At 71.6% G+C, this 14514-nt stretch carries 16 protein-coding genes; 7 read left to right on the top strand and 9 right to left on the bottom strand.

The window, feature by feature from the left end; translation table 11 throughout:
• Positions 1 to 87: 87 nt before the first annotated feature.
• Together trxB and trxA are read left to right on the top strand one after the other, a co-directional pair.
• Positions 88 to 1113: a thioredoxin-disulfide reductase gene (gene trxB, locus IR170_RS06495; RefSeq protein ID WP_193661717.1), complete on the top strand. Its 1026-nt coding sequence runs from the start codon at positions 88 to 90 to the stop codon at positions 1111 to 1113.
• Positions 1114 to 1201: 88 nt separating this feature from the next.
• Positions 1202 to 1531 carry a thioredoxin gene (trxA, locus tag IR170_RS06490; protein ID WP_056865099.1) on the top strand — a complete coding sequence of 110 codons (330 nt, stop codon included), beginning with the start codon at positions 1202 to 1204 and terminating at the stop codon, positions 1529 to 1531.
• Between the two features lie 30 nt (positions 1532 to 1561).
• On the opposite strand, the gene IR170_RS06485 is transcribed toward trxA, so the two are convergent.
• Positions 1562 to 2245 carry a GNAT family N-acetyltransferase gene (locus tag IR170_RS06485; protein WP_193661716.1) on the bottom strand — a complete coding sequence of 228 codons (684 nt, stop codon included), beginning with the start codon at positions 2243 to 2245 and terminating at the stop codon, positions 1562 to 1564.
• A gap of 153 nt (positions 2246 to 2398) precedes the next feature.
• On the opposite strand from IR170_RS06485, the gene IR170_RS06480 reads away from it, so the two are divergent.
• Both IR170_RS06480 and IR170_RS06475 read left to right on the top strand, forming a co-directional pair.
• Positions 2399 to 3718: an aminotransferase-like domain-containing protein gene (locus tag IR170_RS06480; protein WP_056905117.1), complete on the top strand. Its 1320-nt coding sequence runs from the start codon at positions 2399 to 2401 to the stop codon at positions 3716 to 3718.
• Positions 3718 to 4488: a lysophospholipid acyltransferase family protein gene (locus IR170_RS06475; protein WP_319804932.1), complete on the top strand. Its 771-nt coding sequence runs from the start codon at positions 3718 to 3720 to the stop codon at positions 4486 to 4488. Before IR170_RS06480 ends, IR170_RS06475 begins: the two co-directional genes overlap by 1 nt.
• 93 nt (positions 4489 to 4581) lie before the next feature.
• On the opposite strand, the gene IR170_RS06470 is transcribed toward IR170_RS06475, so the two are convergent.
• From IR170_RS06470 to rpmH, 8 genes are all read right to left on the bottom strand, one after another.
• Positions 4582 to 5634, bottom strand: coding sequence for a ParB/RepB/Spo0J family partition protein (locus IR170_RS06470; protein WP_193661715.1), 1053 nt, complete (start codon positions 5632 to 5634; stop codon positions 4582 to 4584).
• Positions 5631 to 6551, bottom strand: coding sequence for a ParA family protein (locus IR170_RS06465; protein WP_156697963.1), 921 nt, complete (start codon positions 6549 to 6551; stop codon positions 5631 to 5633). Before IR170_RS06465 ends, IR170_RS06470 begins: the two co-directional genes overlap by 4 nt.
• Before the next feature lie 206 nt (positions 6552 to 6757).
• Positions 6758 to 7453: a 16S rRNA (guanine(527)-N(7))-methyltransferase RsmG gene (gene rsmG / locus IR170_RS06460; RefSeq protein WP_193661714.1), complete on the bottom strand. Its 696-nt coding sequence runs from the start codon at positions 7451 to 7453 to the stop codon at positions 6758 to 6760.
• 102 nt (positions 7454 to 7555) lie between these two features.
• Entirely contained in the window at positions 7556 to 8179 is a 624-nt protein-coding gene (locus IR170_RS06455; protein ID WP_406603373.1) for a Jag family protein, read from the bottom strand.
• Positions 8176 to 9177 carry a membrane protein insertase YidC gene (gene yidC, locus IR170_RS06450; RefSeq protein ID WP_193661713.1) on the bottom strand — a complete coding sequence of 334 codons (1002 nt, stop codon included), beginning with the start codon at positions 9175 to 9177 and terminating at the stop codon, positions 8176 to 8178. Before yidC ends, IR170_RS06455 begins: the two co-directional genes overlap by 4 nt.
• Before the next feature lie 3 nt (positions 9178 to 9180).
• Positions 9181 to 9450, bottom strand: coding sequence for a membrane protein insertion efficiency factor YidD (yidD, locus tag IR170_RS06445; RefSeq protein WP_056865107.1), 270 nt, complete (start codon positions 9448 to 9450; stop codon positions 9181 to 9183).
• Positions 9447 to 9779 (bottom strand): ribonuclease P protein component, encoded by a 333-nt coding sequence (rnpA, locus tag IR170_RS06440; protein ID WP_193661712.1) that lies wholly within the window; start codon positions 9777 to 9779, stop codon positions 9447 to 9449. The genes yidD and rnpA overlap by 4 nt, the downstream gene beginning before the upstream one ends.
• A gap of 25 nt (positions 9780 to 9804) precedes the next feature.
• Complete coding sequence (gene rpmH, locus IR170_RS06435) at positions 9805 to 9942, bottom strand: 50S ribosomal protein L34 (protein WP_056156542.1); 138 nt, start codon at positions 9940 to 9942, stop codon at positions 9805 to 9807.
• A gap of 555 nt (positions 9943 to 10497) precedes the next feature.
• Here rpmH and dnaA point away from each other — a divergent pair.
• From dnaA to gnd, 3 genes are all read left to right on the top strand, one after another.
• Positions 10498 to 11931: a chromosomal replication initiator protein DnaA gene (gene dnaA, locus IR170_RS06430; protein ID WP_082503277.1), complete on the top strand. Its 1434-nt coding sequence runs from the start codon at positions 10498 to 10500 to the stop codon at positions 11929 to 11931.
• Between the two features lie 461 nt (positions 11932 to 12392).
• On the top strand, positions 12393 to 13532 hold the full coding sequence (dnaN, locus tag IR170_RS06425; RefSeq protein WP_056865110.1) for a DNA polymerase III subunit beta: 1140 nt from the start codon (positions 12393 to 12395) through the stop codon (positions 13530 to 13532).
• A 58-nt stretch (positions 13533 to 13590) separates the two neighbouring features.
• Positions 13591 to 14508, top strand: coding sequence for a phosphogluconate dehydrogenase (NAD(+)-dependent, decarboxylating) (gene gnd, locus IR170_RS06420; protein WP_193661711.1), 918 nt, complete (start codon positions 13591 to 13593; stop codon positions 14506 to 14508).
• Positions 14509 to 14514: the final 6 nt, after the last annotated feature.

Here is a 14514-nt window from a genome sequence, read left to right as displayed (position 1 = left end):
CCGCTCACCTAGGATCGGTTCCACCCGCAGGTGCCGCAGCACCCCTTCCCAGGCACCGCCCCCGTCATCCCGAGGAGACTGGACTCCATGTCCGACACCCGCCCAGACGTCACCCGACAGGTCATCATCATCGGCTCGGGTCCCTCCGGCTACACCGCCGCGGTCTACGCCGCGCGCGCGAGCCTGGAGCCCCTGGTCTTCGAGGGCTCGGTCACCGCCGGTGGTGCGCTCATGAACACCACCGAGGTGGAGAACTTCCCCGGCTTCCGCGACGGCATCATGGGCCCGGCGCTGATGGACGAGATGCGCGCCCAGGCCGAGCGCTTCGGTGCCGAGCTGGTCTCCGACGACATCGTCGAGGTCGACCTCACCGGCGACATCAAGACGGTGCGCACGGCCACCGACACCTACACCGCGCGCTCGGTGATCCTCGCCACCGGCTCGGGCTACCGCAAGCTCGGCATCGCCCGCGAGGACGAGCTGTCGGGCCGCGGCGTCTCGTGGTGCGCGACGTGCGACGGCTTCTTCTTCCGCGAGCAGCACATCGCGGTCGTGGGCGGCGGCGACTCCGCGGTCGAGGAGGCCACCTTCCTGACCCGCTTCGCCTCCAAGGTCTCCCTCATCGTGCGTCGCGACGAGCTGCGCGCCTCCAAGATCATGCAGGAGCGCGCCTTCGCCGACCCCAAGCTCGAGATCGTCTGGAACTCCGCGGTCAAGGAGATCCACGGCGCCGACAAGCTGGAGTCGCTCACCCTCGAGGACACCACCACGGGCGAGACCCGCGCGCTGGAGGCCACCGGTCTCTTCATCGCCATCGGCCACGACCCGCGCTCGGAGCTGCTCACCGGCCAGGTCGACCTCGACGACGAGGGCTACGTGCTGGTCGAGCACCCCTCGACGGCCACCAACATCCCCGGCGTCTTCGCCTGCGGTGACCTGGTCGACCACCACTACCGCCAGGCCATCACCGCGGCCGGCACGGGCTGCGCCGCAGCCCTCGACGCCGAGCGCTACGTCGCCGAGCTCGACCACACCGCGGCCACCCGCGCCGAGGCCCAGGACGCCGTGGCCGGCTCCGCCGCCACCGACGCGGTCAAGACCGCCGGGCTCTGAGCCGCCCCACGCGGCCGCCGCGGGGAACAACCACCCCGCGCGCCGCGTTCCACCACCACAGACGTCAGCAGAGAGAGTAGGGATCATCGTGGCCAACATCAGTGCCGTCACCGACGCCGAGTTCGAGGCTCAGGTGCTCAAGTCCGACAAGCCGGTCCTCGTGGACTTCTGGGCCGAGTGGTGCGGCCCGTGCCGCCAGGTCGCCCCGATCCTCGACGAGATCGCCACGGCCCACGGCGACAAGATCACCTTCATGAAGATGAACGTCGACGAGAACCCCGTCACGCCCTCGTCCTACCGCGTGACCGGCATCCCGACGATCAACGTCTACCAGGGCGGCGAGGTCGTCAAGACCATCGTCGGCGCCCGCCCGAAGGCGACGCTGCTCAACGAGCTGTCGGACTTCATCAACGCCTGACGCACCGGAGCACCCGCGGTCGCCGCGGGCTCACTCCTCCGTCCCCGGCACCCCTCGTGGGGTGCCGGGGACGCGTGCGTCCGGGCTCGGCGCGGGCGCGGGGCGCACCACCCCGCGCAGCCGCTCCAGCGCCACCTCGACCTCGTCGCGCCACGTCAGCGCCGAGCGCAGGTCCATCCGCATCCGCGGCACCCCGCCATGGGCGCGGCGTGTGCCGAAGCCCACGCGGCCCAGGAAGTCGGCCGGCAGGAGGCACTGCCGTCCTCGCCGGCCCGCCGCGTCGGGGCCGTCGACCCGGCCGAAGGCCTCGACCGCGCGGTAGCCGCCGCGCTCCACGAGGTCGCGCGCCATCGCCTGCACGAGCAGCCGGCCCAGCCCGGCGCCCGCGTGCGCGGGGTCGACGTACGCCGAGGCGAGCAGGACGGCGTCGGGCGAGACCGGCGAGGTGGGGAAGGCGTCGGCGCTCGGCAGCAGCGCCGGCGGCGCGTAGACCACGTGGCCCACGGGCCGTCCCTCGACGAGCACCACCCGCCCGCAGGAGCCCCAGTCGCGCAGCACGGCCGAGAGCCACGCCCGCTTCTCCTCCCCCGCGTCGCCCTCCAGGTCGACGCGGGCGCGCCGTACCGGGTCGAGCTGCCAGAACACGCAGTCGCGGCACGGCGCGTCGAGCGCGGCGAGGTGGTCGAGGGTGAGGTGCACGACCCTGCGCGACATGGGACCTCCCGGACTCCCCCGCACCGGGCGGGGCTCGTGGCCGCTCGACCCTGCCTCCACGCAGGCCCGCGTCACGGGCCAGGGCAAAGGTGGCCGACCGAACAGCGATCCGCGCGTGCGCGAGTCGCCTCCATCGTTCATGCTAGAGGGGTCATGGAATCCACGCCTGCGCGCTCACAGTCCCGTCTCGACTCCTACGTCGACCGATACGCCGCGCGCACGGCCGGCATGACCGCCTCGGAGATCCGAGCTCTCTTCGCCGTCGCGTCGAGGCCCGAGGTGGTCTCCCTCGCCGGCGGCATGCCGAACATCTCCGGGCTCCCCCTCGACGTCGTGAGCAGCGCCATCGGCGACCTCGTGACCCAGCAGGGCCCGGTCGCGATGCAGTACGGCTCGGGCCAGGGCGTGCCGGAGCTGCGCGAGCAGATCACCGACGTCATGCGCCTCGAGGGCATCGAGGCCCACCCCGACGACGTCGTGGTCACCGTGGGCTCCCAGCAGGCCGTCGACCTGGTCACGCGGATCTTCTGCGACCCCGGTGACGTCGTGCTGTGCGAGGCCCCGTCGTACGTCGGTGCGCTCGGCGTCTTCAAGGCCTACCAGGCCGACGTCGTGCACGTGGAGATGGACGCCCACGGGCTCGTGCCCGAGGCCCTCGAGCAGGCCATCGCCTCGGTGCAGGCCTCCGGTCGCCGGATCAAGTTCCTCTACACGATCCCCAACTTCCACAACCCCGCCGGCATCACGCTCTCGGCCGAGCGGCGCCCCCGCATCCTCGACATCTGCCGCCGCGAGGGCGTCCTGGTGCTCGAGGACAACCCCTACGGCCTGCTGGGCTTCGACCAGGAGCCGATGCGCGCGCTGCGCGCCGACGAGGCCGAGGGCGTCATCTACCTCGGGTCGTTCTCCAAGACCTTCGCCCCGGGCTTCCGGGTCGGGTGGGCGCTCGCGCCGCACCCGGTGCGCGAGAAGCTCGTGCTGGCCCAGGAGTCCGCGACGCTGTGCCCGCCGCAGTTCTCGCAGATGGCGGTGTCGGCCTACCTCGCCAACCACGACTGGCAGGGCCAGATCAAGCAGTTCCGGGAGATGTACCGCGAGCGGCGCGACGCCATGGTCTCGGCACTCGAGGACCTCATGCCGGCGGCCTGCCAGTGGAACGTCCCCGACGGCGGGTTCTACGTCTGGCTCACCCTCCCCCCGGGCATCGACGCGAAGTCGATGCTCCCCCGCGCCGTGACCGCCCGGGTGGCCTACGTGCCCGGCACCGCGTTCTTCGCCGACGGCTACGGCTCGAGCTCGATGCGGCTGTCGTTCTGCTACCCCACGCCCGAGCGGATCCGCGAGGGCGTACGCCGCCTCGCCGGCGTGCTCGAGGCCGAGATGGAGCTGCGGGCCACCTTCGGTGCCGCCGCCCCCGAGCGCGGGATCGGTCCCTACCAGGGCTACGACGCGCCCGGGACGGACCTGTCCTGATGGACCTCACCTACCCGCCGATCATCGTCGCGGCCAAGACCGGCTTCAAGCTGCTCGGGCAGCGCTTCGTCATGACGGGCACCGAGCACGTGCCGCGCAGCGGCGGAGTGCTGCTGGCCTACAACCACATCGGCTACGTCGACTTCGTCTACGGCGGCCTGGCCGCCAACCCGTCGGGTCGCCTGGTGCGCTTCATGGCCAAGCGGGAGATCTTCGACCACCGCCTGGGCGGACCGCTGATGCGCTCGCTGCACCACATCGAGGTCGACCGCGGCGAGGGCGTCGCGTCGTTCCGCACCGCCGTCGACCGGCTGCGCGAGGGCGAGGCCGTAGGCATCTTCCCCGAGGCCACCATCTCCCGCTCCATGGAGCTCAAGGAGTTCAAGTCCGGCGCGGTGCGCATCGCGGCGGAGGCAGGCGTGCCGCTGGTGCCGGTCATCATGTGGGGCACCCAGCGGATGATGACCAAGGACCACCCCCGCGACTTCTCCCGCGGCAAGACCATCGCCCTCACCGTCGGCGCCCCTCTGCACCCGACCGGTGCCGACCCCGTGGGCGAGACCGCCGAGCTGCGCTCGGTGATGTCGCGCATGCTCGACGAGACCATCGCGGCCTACCCCGCCGACGAGCAGCCGCCCGGATCGTGGTGGCTCCCCGCCCGTCACGGCGGTTCGGCGCCCACTCCCGAGCGCGCTGAGGAGCTCGACGCGGCCGAGAAGCGCGATCGCGCGGCGCGGCGCGCGGCGAAGCGCGCTCAGAATCGCTCCTGACGAACTCGAAAGCCCCCTCCGGAGCCTTCCGGCCGCTGACTGCGCGCCTAACACTGACTATAAGTCGTTAGATGGCTTTGTCGACAAAGCGATCTAACGATCAATCGCTGGCGTCGAGGCGTCCGGGTCCATGAGGTCGATGATCCGCTGCAGGTCCTCCAGCGTCGCGAACTCCACGGTGATCCGGCCCTTGCTCTTGCCCAGGTCGATCTTCACCCTGGTCTCCAGCCGGTCGGCCAGCCGGTCCGACAGGTCGGCCAGACCCGGTGCCGTCGGCTTACGGCGCCGCACCCGCGGCTCGTCCTCGCCGCCGGTCTCCCCCAGCGCGACGATCTCCTCCAGCGCGCGCACGCTGATGCCCTCGGCCACGACCCGGCTGGCGAGCCGGTCCTGAGCGTCGGCGTCGGCCACGGCGAGCAGCGAGCGGGCGTGGCCCGCGCTCAGCACGCCCGCGGCCACGCGCCGCTGGACCGCCGGGCTCAGCCGCAGCAGCCGCAGCGTGTTGCTGATCTGCGGGCGCGAGCGTCCGATCCGCTGCGCCAGCTCGTCGTGGGTGCAGCCGAAGTCCTCGAGGAGCTGGGCGTAGGCCGAGGCCTCCTCGAGCGGGTTGAGCTGGCTGCGGTGGAGATTCTCCAGCAGCGCGTCGCGCAGCATGTCGGTGTCGTCGGTGGAGCGCACGATCGCCGGGATGGTGCCCGTGCCGGCCTGCTGGGAGGCGCGCCAGCGCCGCTCCCCCATCACCAGCTCGTAGGACTCCGACCCCGTGCGCCGCACCACCACGGGCTGCAGCAGCCCGACCTCGGAGATCGAGTGGACCAGCTCGGCCATCGCCTCCTCGTCGAAGACCTGCCGTGGCTGCGCGTGGTTGGGGTGCACCTGGTCGAGCGGGATCTCGGCGAAGTAGGCGCCCGCCACCGGGGCCAGCTCCTCACCGGTGCTCCCGGGCGCGGGCCGGCGTACGTCGGCCTGCGCGGGCGCCGCGCCGTCCACGGCGTGGGTCGGGGCCGAGCCCGCGGCGGCGCGTCCCGGGCTGGCGTCAGGGGATGTCGAGGCGTCGTCGGCCTCCGCCGGCGGGGCCGAGGTCGGGATCAGCGAGCCCAGGCCGCGTCCGAGGCCCCGACGCGCGGGAGGCCGGGAGCCGCTCACACCGCCACCGCCTTCGTCGCGATCTCCCGGGCCGCCTCCAGGTAGCTGAGCGCGCCGGGGGAGCCGGGGTCGTAGGTCATCACGGTCTGGGCGTAGGACGGCGCCTCGGAGACCCGCACCGAGCGGGGGATGTTGGTGCGGAGCACCTGCTCCCCGAAGTGCTCGCGCACCTCGCTGGCCACGCCGGCGGCCAGGCGGGTGCGCGCGTCGTACATGGTGATGAGGATGGTGGAGACCGACAGCTCCGGGTTGAGGTGCTTGCGCACCATGTCGACGGTCTCCAGGAGCTGTCCGAGCCCTTCCAGCGCGTAGTACTCCGCCTGGATCGGGATCATCATCTCGTCCCCGGCGACCAGGGCGTTGAGGGTGAGCAGCCCCAGGGACGGCGGGCAGTCGATGAGCACGTAGTCGATGCGCTCGTCCCCGATCTCCTCGAGGCTGCCGACCAGGGGATGGCCGTGGATGGCCTTGCGCAGCCGGCCCTCGCGCGCCACGACGCTCACGAGCTCGATCTCGGCGCCGGCCAGGTCGATGGTCGCCGGCACGACCATGAGGCCCGCCACGTCGGGGCACGCCACGGCGACCTCCTCCAGGGGAGCGCCGTCGACCAGGGCGTCGTAGGTCGACGCGACACCGCGCCGGTGCTCGATGTTCAGCGCGGTCGAGGCGTTGCCCTGAGGGTCGAGGTCGACCACCAGCACCTTCTGGCCCAGCTGGGCCAGGGCGGCGGCGACGTTCACCGTGGAGGTGGTCTTCCCGACCCCGCCCTTCTGGTTGGCCACCACGAAGACGCGGGTCTCACGGGGCCGGGGGAGTGCCGGTCCCGTGCGCCGTCCCTCGCGTGCCAGCACCGTGTGCTCGGCCGCGCGGGCCAGGGGAGTGGCGTCGTCGTGCAGCGAGGGCTCGTACGCCGCCATCTCGCCCGCCGTCCTCACCGTGTAGCCCGACGACCCCGCGGACCCGGGGCCGCTGCTCGCCGCTCCCGTTTCACGTGAAACGGACTGGTCTGACGACGTCGGTACGCCCTGTGGAGAATGGTGTGCCATCTGTGGAGAACTGGCCTCTCTGAGCGTGGAACAGGCGGAATGCAGGGGCGCGTCCCGGTGGATAACTCCGGTGCCCCTCAGCGGGGGCGGCGACTGCCACGACGACGGGCGGACGCCCCGCGGGCGGGTCTGCGGGGCTCGTCGCGCGTCGGCGCAGGAGGCCAACGTACCGTCGCCGGGTCGGACCAGGCCACCCGGAGGGCCGTGGTCGGGGGATCAACGGTGCCTGCTCCCAGCGTGAGCACCTCAGGCTCCGCGCATCCCCAGCGCTGCAGCGCGCCGCGCGCCTCCTCCACCTCGTCGGCCACCGAGGACCCCTTCATCGCCACCAGGGCGCCCTCCGGCGCCACCAGGGGCATCGACCACCCCAGAAGCCGCTCCAGCGGCGCCACGGCCCGGGAGGTGACCACGTCGAAGGTCTGCTCGCCGTGGAGGTCGTCGGCGCGTCCACGGCGCACGACCACGGTGTCGAGGCCGAGCTCCTCCACCGCCTCGTCGAGGAACGTCGTGCGCCGCAGCAACGGCTCGACCAGGGTCAGCCTCAGGTCGGGCCGCCGCACTGCGAGCACGAGCCCGGGCAGGCCGGCCCCGGACCCGATGTCGCACACCGAGGACCCCGCCGGCAGGGCGTCGGCGAGCACCGCACAGTTGAGGAGGTGGCGGTCCCACAGCCGCGGGACCTCGCGCGGGCCGATCAGCCCCCGGACCACGCCGGCGTCGGCCAGCAGCTCCCACAGCCGGACGGCCAGGGGAAGGCGGTCGAGCGAGAACACCCTCCCGGCCACGTCGGGCGGGGAGGGTGTTTCACGTGGAACGTCAGCCTCGGACACGCCGGTCCACCGAGGCGGCCCGACCGCGGGCGGGGGAGTGGACGGTCACTCCGGCAGCACCACCACGTAGCGCCGGGGCTCGACACCCTCGGACTCCGAGGACAGCCCGGCCTCGGCGACCGCGTCGTGGACGACCTTGCGCTCGAAGGGCGACATCGGCTGCAGCGAGAGACGCTCCCCGGACTCGCGCACCTGCGCCACGCTGTCGGCCGCGAGGGCCTCCAGCTCGGTCCGCTTCTGCGCGCGGAAGCCGGAGATGTCCAGCATGAGACGCGAGCGCTCGCCGGTCTCGCGGTAGACCGCGAGACGCGTCAGCTCCTGCAGGGCGTCGAGCACCTCGCCGTGCTGCCCGACGAGCTGGCTGAGGTCGGCACCGACGATGGAGACCGACGCCCGGTCACCCTCCACGTCCATGTCGAGGTCGCCGTCGAGGTCGGCGATGTCGAGGAGCTCCTCGAGGTAGTCGGCGGCGATGTCACCCTCGGCCTCGAGCTCGGCCAGGCGACGCTCGGCGGCCGACGACTCGCTGCCGGGCCCCTGGGCCGCCTGGGCGGTGAGGTCATGGGTGACCTCCTCCACGCCGGCGACGGTCGAGGTCCGGGCGTCGTCGGCCGAGGCGGCCTGCTCCTCGCCCTCGAGGGCCTCCTGCTGGGCGGACTCCTGCGTCACTTCTTGCCTCCCTGGGTGCCGCCGCCGGGCTTGCTGCCGCCCGACTTGCGCTGCTGCTTCGTGGTCTTCTTGGGCTGCTGCCGCACGGCGGGACGGCGGGGCTCCTCGACGGGCGCCTCCACCTCCTCGACGACCGTGCCGTGCTTGGCGGCCTTGGCCTTGTCGCGGTCCGCCTTGGCCGCGAAGGCCGGCGTGCCGGGCGCGGGGTTGTTGCGGATGACGTAGAACTGCTGACCCATGGTCCACAGGTTGGAGGTGGTCCAGTAGAGGAGCACGCCGATCGGGAAGGCCACGCCGCCGAGGCCGAAGGCGACGGGCAGGACGTAGAGCAGCAGCTTCTGCTGCTGGGCGTAGGGTCCCGAGAGGGCGTCGGCAGGCATGTTCTTGCTCATCAGCTGACGCTGGGTGAAGAACGTCGTGGCGGTCATGGCGAGCACCAGGAAGAGCGCCAGGAGCATGACGCTGAGGTCGCCACCCCCCTCGCGCCAGACGCCCGAGCCCCAGAAGCTGTCGGCCAGGGGGATGGACCCGAAGAGCTTCGAGTCACCGAACTGACGAGCCAGCGTGCTGGTCAGGAAGCCGCGGGCCGTGTAGTCCTTCGCGGCCTCGTTGAGCAGGTGGAACAGGGTGAAGAAGATCGGCATCTGCAGCAGGATCGGCAGGCACGAGGCGAACGGGTTGGTGCCCGTGTCCTTGTAGAGTTTCATCGTCTCCTGCGCGAGACGCTCCCGGTCGTGGCCGTACTTCTTCTGCAGCTCCTTGACCTTGGGCTGGATCAGCTGCATGTTGCGGCTGGACTTGATCTGCTTGACGAACAGCGGGATCAGCGCCGCGCGGATCACCAGCGTCAGGCCCACGATCGACAGCGCCCACGAGGCACCACCGGCCGGGTCGAGACCCAGGGCCGTGAACAGCTTGTGCCACAGGATCAGCACGCCCGAGATCGCGTAGTAGAGCGGGGTCGCGATGAAGGTGAAGAAGTCGCCGATTGCGCCCACCGATCAGGCTCCTTGCTGGGATGTCGAGACGGGTCCCGCCGAGCGGCGGGTGGGACGGACAGAGGGTGGCACGGGGTCGTAGCCGCCGGCGGCCCACGGGTGGCACCGTGCCACACGCCGTGCCGCGAGCCAGCTGCCGCGGGCACTGCCGTGCACGGTCACCGCCTCCAGCGCGTAGGCGGAGCACGACGGGTGGTAGCGGCAGACCTGACCGTAGAGCGGGCTCACCACCGCGCGGTAGAGCCGGAGGAAGCCGATGAGCAGGTACTTCACGCCATCACCCGCTGGAGGCAACGCTCGAGGTCGGAGCGGAGTTCCGCGCTGGGGGCGCTCGCGGCGGCCGGCAGCGCACGGACCACGAGCACAGCAGCGCCCGGGAGCGTGTCGAGCTGCTCCCGGGCGAGGTGTCGCAGACGCCGCTTGACGCTGTTGCGCGCCACGGCGTTGCCGACGGCCTTGCTGACGACGAAGCCGACCCGTGCCGGACCCGCGGCGTCCGGGGTGCTCAGGTGCACCACGAGCGTGCGGCTCCCCGCGCGCCGACCACGCCCCGCGCGTCGGAACGAGTCCGAGTCGCGGAGCCTGTGGTCGCGGGGGAGCACCGGGTGGCCGAGGCCGTCGTCAGGCTCAGACGGCCAGGCTCTTGCGGCCCTTGCGGCGGCGCGAGGAGAGGATCGACCGGCCGGCGCGGGTGCGCATGCGCAGGCGGAACCCGTGCACCTTGTGGCGACGACGGTTGTTCGGCTGGTACGTACGCTTGCTCACGAGCTTCTCTTTCGGTTCAAGGGACTGGCGGTCAACGGCTCTGCGAGCCCGGACCCCGGGAGCGCCCGGCGGACCGGGGCCCCGACGCACCTGTCGGCTGGCACCGCCCACCCAGGTCCACTGCAGGACCTGGACATGCGGCACCCGTCGACGCCGGATGACCGGCAAACGGTACGCGTTCGAATTCCACAGGGTCAAACCCTCGGGCGACCTCAGCCTACGGGGTCGCCCCAGCCTGTGGATGACGTCTTGCTCGGGGCTCGCGCACCGCGTTACGTTCGCGGTCTCCGATGACCCGTGCACCCACGGCGCCGACGAGGTGGCCAGCACCGGAGCACCGCGCCGCAGCACCCTCGCATCACCCCTCTGACCTGCGAAGACGTTGCGGAGGGCGGACGCACCCGGCGCCTCGGCACCGCGGCGACGACGAGGTCGCGACGGAGTTTCACAACCTGTGGACAAAGGTGTGGAGAAGCAGAGCACCGTGCGGCCCGCCCGGGCCGAGGTCCCCTTCGGAGGACCGAACCAGAAGGTCAACCAGAAGGCGGCAAGGACGTGGACCAAGACGTGGACCAGACGCCCCCGGAGCTCGGCCCGGCCTGGCGCTCGGTGGTGGCGGACCTGCAGCCCAACCAGCGCGCCTGGCTCAACGCCAGCGAGCCGGTGACCCTCCACGGCAACACGGCGATCATCGCGGTGCCCAACGACTTCACGCGCGGGCAGCTCGAGGGCCGGCTGCGCGGTCAGCTGGAGGACGCCCTCACGGTCTCCTTCGGCCGGGAGATCCGCATCGCGGTGACGGTGAACCCCCAGCTCGAGGACGAGCCCCGCCCCACCAGTCCCGACCCGACCCCGGTCGAGACCATTGATCGACATGTCGACATAGACACACGACGCGCCGAGCCCGCCCCCGTCGCGGAGCAGGCGGGCAGCCGCCAGACGAGCGCGCTGGAGACGCGGCTCAACCCCAAGTACACCTTCGAGACGTTCGTCATCGGCTCGTCCAACCGCTTCCCCCACGCGGCGGCCGTCGCTGTCGCCGAGGCTCCCGGCAAGGCCTACAACCCGCTGCTGGTCTACGGCGACTCCGGGCTGGGCAAGACCCACCTGCTCCACGCCATCGGCCACTACGTGCGCTCGCTCTACACCGGCGCCAAGGTGCGCTACGTGTCGAGCGAGGAGTTCACCAACGAGTTCATCAACGCGATCCGCGACGACCGGCAGGACCGCTTCAAGCGGCGCTACCGCGACGTCGACGTGCTGCTGATCGACGACATCCAGTTCCTGGAGGGCAAGACCCAGACCCAGGAGGAGTTCTTCCACACGTTCAACACCCTCCACAACGCCAACAAGCAGATCGTGCTGACCTCCGACCGCGCGCCCAAGCGGCTCGAGGCGCTCGAGGACCGGCTGCGCAACCGCTTCGAGTGGGGGCTGATCACCGACGTCCAGCCCCCCGACCTCGAGACGCGCATCGCGATCCTGCGCAAGAAGGCCGCCATGGACCGCCTGACCGCGCCGCCGGACGTGCTGGAGTTCATCGCCTCGAAGATCCAGACCAACATCCGCGAGCTGGAGGGCGCGCTGATCCGGGTGACGGCCTTCGCCAACCTCAACCGCCAGGAGGTCGACATGACCCTGGCCGAGATCGTGCTGAAGGACCTGATCCCCGAGGGCGGGGAGCCCGAGATCACCGCTGCGCTGATCATCGCCCAGACGGCGGCGTACTTCGGTCTGTCCATCGAGGAGCTCACCGGCCCCTCGCGCGGTCGGCACCTCGTCATGGCCCGCCAGATCGCCATGTACCTGTGCCGTGAGCTCACCGACCTCTCGCTGCCGAAGATCGGCGCGCAGTTCGGCAACCGCGACCACACCACGGTCATGTACGCCGACCGCAAGATCAACCAGCTGCTGGCCGAGCGCCGGGCCGTCTTCAACCAGGTCAGCGAGCTCACCAACCGCGTGAAGATGCAGGCCCGTCAGGTCTGATCCGCCCGTCGCCACCTCGTCGGTGCGCGGGTGAACTACACCGTTGTGGGATGTGGAGCCGCCTGTGCGCCGGCCCCGCATCGCCGGGAGAGGCTGTGGACGAGCGGTGGACGGAACTCACCGGCCGCCCGCGACTGCACACCGGTCCTTGTGGTTCCACGGCGTCGTGCACAGGGCCTGTGAGCGAGCGCCACGCGGCCTGACCTGCGCAGACGCTGGCTGTCCACAGATTCCACCGCTGCTATGACTCCTCCGTACCTCCAGACGTCCAGATCCTCCGTGAACATGTTCCGACCCCCCTGCCTGTGCACAACTCCTCCGCCCGGCGCCTGTGACGGACCGATGAGCGCAGGGCGAGCACCCGGTGCACGGAGCACGACAGGACGCACCGGACTCCCAGCGGCCGGGACGACGTGGCAGGATCAGCCCCCCAGAGCCCAGCCGCACCCGAAGGACACACCGTGAAGTTCCGCGTCGAACGCGACGTGCTCGCCGATGCCGTCGCCTGGGCTGCCCGCAGCCTGCCGGTCCGTCCGAGCGTCCCCGTCCTCGCCGGCCTGCTGATCGAGACCGACGACGAGGGCCTGGTGCTCTCGACCTTCGACTACGAGACCTCGGCCCGCGCCACGCTCAAGGCCGACGTGACCACCGAGGGCCGCGCCCTGGTCAGCGGCCGGCTGCTCGCCGACATCTGCCGCAGCCTGCCGGCCAAGCCGGTCGAGATGGTGCTCGACGGCTCACGGGTGTCCCTCACCTGCGGCTCGGCCCGCTTCAGCCTCCAGACCATGCCGGTGGCCGACTACCCGTCGCTGCCCGACATGCCCGCGGCGACCGGCACGGTGCAGAGCGACGTCTTCGCCCACTCGGTGGCCCAGGCCGTCACGGCGGCAGGGCGCGACGACATGCTCCCGGTGCTGACCGGCGTGCGGCTCGAGATCGACGGCTCGAGCATCTCGCTGCTGGCCACCGACCGCTTCCGCCTCTCCCAGCGCGAGCTGGGCTGGGACCCCCGCACCCCCGACGAGACCCTCGCTGCGCTGGTGCCGGCGAAGGTGCTCGGCGACACCGCCAAGTCGCTGACCGCGGGCAGCGAGGTCGTCATCGCGCTGGCCGCCAGCGGCAGCGGCGAGGGCATCATCGGCTTCGAGGGCGCGGCGCCGGGCGGGGTGCGGCGTACGACGACGCGACTGCTCGACGGTGAGTTCCCCAAGGTCCGCAGCCTCTTCCCCAGCGAGCACCTCACCGTGGCCAAGGTCGACAAGGCGGCGCTGATCGAGTCGGTCAAGCGCGTCTCGCTCGTCGCCGAGCGCAACACCGCCGTGCAGTTGGCCTTCAGCGACGGTGTGCTCACCCTCGACGCCGGGTCGGGCGACGAGGCGCAGGCCTCGGAGTCGATCGAGGCCCAGATCGAGGGCGACGACATCACGACCGGCTTCAACCCCCAGTTCCTGCTCGACGGGCTGAGCGCCATCGACGAGCCGATCGTCGAGCTGGCCTTCACCCAGGCCGCCAAGCCGGTCGTCATCAGCGGGTCGCCGGCCGAGGCGGGCACCGACACCGGCTTCCGCTACCTGCTCATGCCGCGCCGCCTGCTCTCCTGACCCACCACCCCTCGGCCCCCGCCGGGGCCCACCCCTGCCCGCGCACCCGGAGGTACTCATGGACATCGGACTCGTCGGACTCGGGAAGATGGGCGGCAACATGCGCTCGCGCCTGCGGGAGGCCGGCCACACCGTCGTCGGCTACGACCGCAACCCCGACCTGGCCGACGCCGACAGCCTGGCCTCGATGGTCGAGCAGCTGCCCTCGCCGAAGGTCGTGTGGGTGATGGTGCCCGCGGGCGACCCCACCCGCGAGACCGTCGCGGCCCTGGGGGAGCTGCTCGGCGAGGGCGACCTGGTCGTCGACGGCGGTAACTCCAAGTGGACCGACGACCAGGCCAACGCCGCGATGCTCGCCGAGAAGGGCGTCGGCTTCGTCGACTGCGGCGTCTCCGGCGGTGTGTGGGGCCTTCAGAACGGCTACGCGCTGATGTGCGGCGGCTCCGACGAGGACGTCGCCAAGGTCCAGCCGGCCCTCGACGCCCTCAAGCCCGCCGAGGGCGGGTTCGTCCACGCCGGCCGCAAGCCCGGCGCGGGCCACTTCGCCAAGATGGTCCACAACGGCATCGAGTACGCCATGATGCAGAGCTACGCCGAGGGCTGGGAGCTGCTGGAGAAGGTCGACCTCGTCGAGGACGTCCCGGCGGTCTTCGACTCCTGGCGCTCCGGCACCGTCATCCGCTCGTGGCTCCTCGACCTGCTCGTCGCCGCCATCGAGGACGACACCCACCTCGACCAGCTGCGCGGCTACGCCGACGACTCCGGCGAGGGCCGGTGGACGGTCGAGGCGGCCATCGACAACGCCGTGCCGATGAACGTCATCGCCGCCTCGCTCTTCGCCCGGTTCACCTCGCGCCAGGACGACAGCCCGGCGATGAAGGCGATCGCGGCGATGCGCAACCAGTTCGGCGGTCACGCCGTGCACACCGAGGCCCCCGTCGGCGGCGACGCCAACCCCGACGTCCGCGGCGGCTAGGCCCGG

This window comes from Nocardioides kribbensis (genome assembly GCF_015070375.1).
Taxonomy (GTDB): domain Bacteria; phylum Actinomycetota; class Actinomycetes; order Propionibacteriales; family Nocardioidaceae; genus Nocardioides; species Nocardioides kribbensis.
The sequence above is the reverse complement of the archived record's forward strand: the minus strand, read 5'-3'. Positions and strand labels throughout refer to the sequence as shown.

What these genes read in the sequence shown, in the direction of transcription:
- trxB (WP_193661717.1), top strand. Translation starts at nt 88, where the DNA reads ATGTCCGACACCCGCCCAGACGTCACCCGACAGGTCATCATCATCGGC.
- gnd (WP_193661711.1), top strand. Translation starts at nt 13,591, where the DNA reads ATGGACATCGGACTCGTCGGACTCGGGAAGATGGGCGGCAACATGCGC.
- IR170_RS06465 (WP_156697963.1), bottom strand. Translation starts at nt 6,551, where the DNA reads ATGGCGGCGTACGAGCCCTCGCTGCACGACGACGCCACTCCCCTGGCC.
- IR170_RS06475 (WP_319804932.1), top strand. Translation starts at nt 3,718, where the DNA reads ATGGACCTCACCTACCCGCCGATCATCGTCGCGGCCAAGACCGGCTTC.
- IR170_RS06485 (WP_193661716.1), bottom strand. Translation starts at nt 2,245, where the DNA reads ATGTCGCGCAGGGTCGTGCACCTCACCCTCGACCACCTCGCCGCGCTC.
- IR170_RS06480 (WP_056905117.1), top strand. Translation starts at nt 2,399, where the DNA reads ATGGAATCCACGCCTGCGCGCTCACAGTCCCGTCTCGACTCCTACGTC.